This window comes from Collimonas fungivorans (genome assembly GCF_028292705.1).
GTDB lineage: Bacteria > Pseudomonadota > Gammaproteobacteria > Burkholderiales > Burkholderiaceae_D > Collimonas > Collimonas fungivorans_B.
This window is the reverse complement of the sequence record NZ_JAQGLV010000272.1, coordinates 1-4,524: the sequence shown is the minus strand read 5'-3', so window position 1 is coordinate 4,524 and position 4,524 is coordinate 1. Positions and strand designations below refer to the sequence as shown.

Sequence of the window (4,524 nt, the reverse complement as noted above, 5' to 3'; positions counted from 1 at the left end):
CGCTGCATGGCGTCCGGATAACGTTCGCGCAGCGGCTGCGGGAAATAAGCGGCCAGCGAACTGGCGATGAACGGGTCTGCCGGCAAATCCGAAGCCAGCAGCTCTTCATACAGCCACATCTTGTTATATGCCATCAGCACCGCGCGTTCCGGTGCGGTGAGCCCCTGTTTCGCGGTCTTGCGTTCCGCGCACTCTTCTTCCGACGGCAGGAATTCGACCGCGCGGTCCAGCCGGCCGGCGCGTTCCAGGAAGCGGATCAGGCGCGATTCCGGTTCCAGCAGGCTGGCGGCGCGGCGGCCCGCCACCGACAGCGCCTGGGTCTGGTAGTAGTTGTCGGTCAGTACCTGCAAGCCGACTTCCTCGGTCATTTCCGCCAGCAGCTTGTTGCGCTGTTTCTCGGTCATTTCGCCTTCGCTGACGATCAGGCCGAGCATGATCTTGATATTCACCTCATGGTCGGAGCAGTCGACGCCGGCTGAATTGTCGATGGCGTCGGTGCAGATGCGGCCGCCCTTCTGGGCAAACTCGATGCGGCCGAACTGGGTGCAGCCGAGGTTGCCGCCCTCGGCCACCACCTTGCAGTTGAGCTCGGCGCCGTTGACGCGTATCGCATCGTTGCTGCGGTCGCCGACCTGGGCATGGCTTTCGCGGGTTGCCTTGATGTAGGTGCCGATGCCGCCGTTATAGAGCAGGTCCACCGGCGCCAGCAGGATGGCGCGTATCAGCTCGGTCGGCGCCAGTTCGCTGGCGCTGATGCCCAGTGCTGCCTGCACTTGCGGCGTCAGCGGAATGGTCTTGAGGCTGCGCGCAAAAATCCCGCCGCCGCCGGAAATCAGGCTGGTGTTGTAGTCGGCCCAGCTTGAGCGCGGCAAGGCAAACAGGCGCTCGCGTTCGGCAAAGCTGGCGGCCGGATCGGGCTCCGGGTCGAGGAAAATATGGCGATGGTCGAAGCCGGCCAGCAGCTTGATATGGCGCGACAGCAGCATGCCGTTGCCGAACACGTCGCCGGACATGTCGCCGATGCCGACCACCGTGAAATCCTGTTCCTGGGTATTGAGGCCGGTTTCGCGGAAGTGGCGCTTGACCGCTTCCCAGGCGCCGCGTGCGGTGATCCCCATTTTCTTGTGGTCGTAGCCGACCGAGCCGCCGGAGGCAAAGGCATCGCCCAGCCAGAAACCGTATTCGGCGGAAACCGCATTGGCGTAATCGGAGAAGCTGGCGGTGCCCTTGTCGGCCGCCACCACCAGGTAAGGATCGTCAGGATCGTAGCGCACCACGTCTTGCGGCGGCACTACCTTGCCGTCGACCAGATTATCGGTCAGGTCAAGCAGCCCGCGTAGGAAATTCTGGTAGCAGGCCACCCCTTCGCGCAGGTAGGCGTCGCGGTCGCTGGTCGGCGGCGCGTTCTTGAGCACGAAGCCGCCCTTGGAGCCGACCGGCACGATCACTGCGTTCTTGACCATCTGCGCCTTCACCAGGCCCAGCACCTCGGTGCGGAAATCCTCGCGCCGGTCGGACCAGCGCAGGCCGCCGCGCGCAACCTTGCCGCCGCGCAGGTGGACGCCCTCGAAACGCGGAGAATAGACCCAGATCTCGAACATCGGCTTGGGCGCGGGCAGCCCCGGCACCTTGGCCGGATCGAACTTGAACGACAGGTAAGGCTTGGGCTGGCCGTCGGCGCCGCGCTGGAAATAGTTGGTGCGCAAGGTGGCGCTGATCACGCCCAGGAACTGGCGCAGGATGCGGTCCTCGTCCAGGTTCGGCACCTGGTCCATCGCTTCTTCGGTCTGCTGCAGCAAGGACTTGGCCTTGGCTTCAGCGCCGGCCGCCTGGGACGGATCAAAGCGCACCAGGAACAGTTCAACCAGCTTGCGCGCAATCGCCGGGTTGGCGGTCAGGGCCTGTTCGATATAGGCGTTGCTGAAAGTGGAGCCGACTTGCCGCAGGTAACGCGCATAGGCGCGCAAGATGGTGACCTCGCGCCAGTTGAGCCGGGCCCGCAGCACCAGCCGGTTGAGATCGTCGTTGTCCGCCTCGCCGCTCCAGACACGGGCGAACGCATCTTCGAACACGCCCTTGATGCGGTCGATCTCGACTTCGCTGTCATCCGCGCTCTGCATGCCGAAATCGTGGATCCAGGCCGGCTCGCCGTCCTGCAGCTCGATGCGGTAAGGACGCTCTTCGTTGACCTTGACGCCCATGTGCTCCAGCATCGGCAAACTCTGCGACAAGGCCATCGGCTTGCCGGCGCGGTAGATTTTCAGGCGCAGCGAGGCCGGCGCCGCTTCGATCGGACGGTACAGGCTCATGGCCAGGCCGGTTTCCTGCTGCGCGGCTTCCAGCAAGGCGATGTCGTGCACCGCGGTGCGCGCCGAATAGTCTTCGCGGAAACCGGCCGGGAATGACGTGGCGTAACGGCGCAGCAGCCGCGTGCCCTGCTCCTCGCCGCGCTGTTCCAGCAGGGCTTCGGTCAGGTCGTCCTGCCAGCGCCGCGTGGCTTGCACGATGCGCGCTTCCAGCTGTTCGACATTGATGTCGGCAACGCTGCCCGGCTCGGTGCGCACCATAAACTGGATGCGCGCCAGCACCGATTCCGACAGCAAGGGCGTGAATTCGACGCCGGTGCCGTTGAAGGCTTCCAGCAGCAAGTCCTGGATCCGTTCGCGCAGTTCGGTGTTGAAACGGTCGCGCGGCACGAACACCAGGCAGGAAACATAACGGCCGAAAGCGTCGCGCCGCACAAACAGGCGGGTGCGCTGGCGCTCTTCCAGGCGCAGGATGCCGCTGGCGGTATCGAACAGCTCGTCTTCGTCGACCTGGAACAGTTCATCGCGCGGATACTGCTCGAGGATGGTGGTCAAGGTCTTGGCCAGGTGCCCTCTCGGGACAAAACCGGCGCGCTCCAGCACCTTCGCCACTTTGCGCCGCACCAGCGGGATCTCGCTGGTGGGCACCATGTAGGCGGTCGAGGTATACAGGCCGACAATGCGGCGCTCGCCGATCACCTTGCCGCCGGCGCCGTAGCGCTTGACGCCGACATAGTCGAGGTAACCGGCGCGGTGCACGGTAGCGCGCGAATTGGCCTTGGTGATGAAAATCGGCGATTGCGCATCGATGATGCCTTGCGCGCTGACCGGCAGCTTGGTCATGTCGGCGCTGTCGGCGACGCGCAGGGAATCGCGCAGGATGCCGAGGCCGGAACCGGGTACGCCCTGCAGGTAGTTTTCACCGTCGCTGACCACCAGTTCGTAGTCGCGATAGCCAAGGAACGTAAAATGATCGTCTATCATCCATTCCAGGAAGGCGCGCGCCTCGGCGATCTCGCCCTGCTGCGCGGCATCGCTGTTGTCCTGCTGCTTGAGGTCGTCGATCGCGGCGCTGGCGGCGGTCATCATCTGGCGCCAGTCTTCCACCGCGGCGCGGACATCGCCCAGCACCTTGAGCACGCCGGCCAGGATTTCTTCCATCCGGGCGGCTTCGGTGCAGCGGTCTACTTCGATATGGATGGTCGATTCCAGTTTTGCTTTATCACTATCCTTGCCGCCGTTTTCGCTGGCGCGCTGGATTTTTTCGACCTGGCCGCTGGCGTCGCGCCAGACCCGGAACACCGGGTGGATCACCGCGTGCAGGGTCAAGCCGAGGCGATTGATCTCGGTGCTTACCGAATCGACCAGGAACGGCATGTCGTCGTTGACGATCTCGATCACGCTGTGGCCGGATTGCCAGCCATGCTCGTCCACCCGCGGATTGTAGATGCGCACGCGCGGCGTGCCGCTGACAAAATGCCGCGCAAACTGCCAGTGGGCGACGGCGGCGCCGTACAGGTCGGCGATGTCGCGGCTCAGTATCTGTTCCTCCCCCACTTGTGAGTAATACTCAACCAGGAAAGCTTGCATCGGTGCAAACACTTCCGGCGCGAGGCGATCGCGCGCGAATTCGACCATCTCTGTCAGTTTTTGCTGTTTTCTTTCTGCGGCGGTGTTGGGCATGGTTCTCTTTCGGACAGTTAACTTCAAGTCTTACTCTGCTTAGATTCTACCTATGACAGACACAAAACCACAGGCTTTTAAAAAAAACAACTCTGGCGGCGCGCCTTGTCATCTTGCGGTAAAGAGCTTGTGCTAATTTACGCTGCCGATGGTGCCGCGCACGGCATGGGCGCCGCCCCAGCGCGGGACACCATACTCCAGCGGGTGTTTGGCTCCCAGCCCGAGGCGGCGGAACAGCGCCTACGCCAATTCCTGCAGCAGGTGGAGGTTGGCAGCCGCTTTTCAGACTACGCAGACTACGGTATAGCGGCCGAAGAAGCGCAGTCGATGGTGCGCCGCGCCATGGACCACGCGCGTGGCAAAAACTTTATCGGCAAGGGAAAAGCGCCTGTTTTTCCCTGAAATCGCCGTCCCCACTCACGTCAAAAACGCAATTCCCGACATCCTGGTTTAGCCGTTCCGACCGAACCGCGGAAAACCTTCCATGTTTTGCCCTCCGGAAAGCCAGGCCCTCGGTCTGGTGCTGTTTTCCGCC

Annotated in this window: 2 protein-coding genes; one reads left to right on the top strand and one right to left on the bottom strand. The window is 63.2% G+C overall.

Annotated elements, in window-relative coordinates:
• Positions 1-3,989: NAD-glutamate dehydrogenase (locus JWQ61_RS15210; protein ID WP_304361271.1), on the bottom strand; the 3,989-nt coding region annotated here is incomplete at its 3' end.
• Between the two features lie 165 nt (positions 3,990-4,154).
• On the opposite strand from JWQ61_RS15210, the gene JWQ61_RS15205 reads away from it, so the two are divergent.
• Positions 4,155-4,391: a hypothetical protein gene (locus tag JWQ61_RS15205; RefSeq protein WP_304361270.1), complete on the top strand. Its 237-nt coding sequence runs from the start codon at positions 4,155-4,157 to the stop codon at positions 4,389-4,391.
• Positions 4,392-4,524 lie beyond the last annotated feature (133 nt).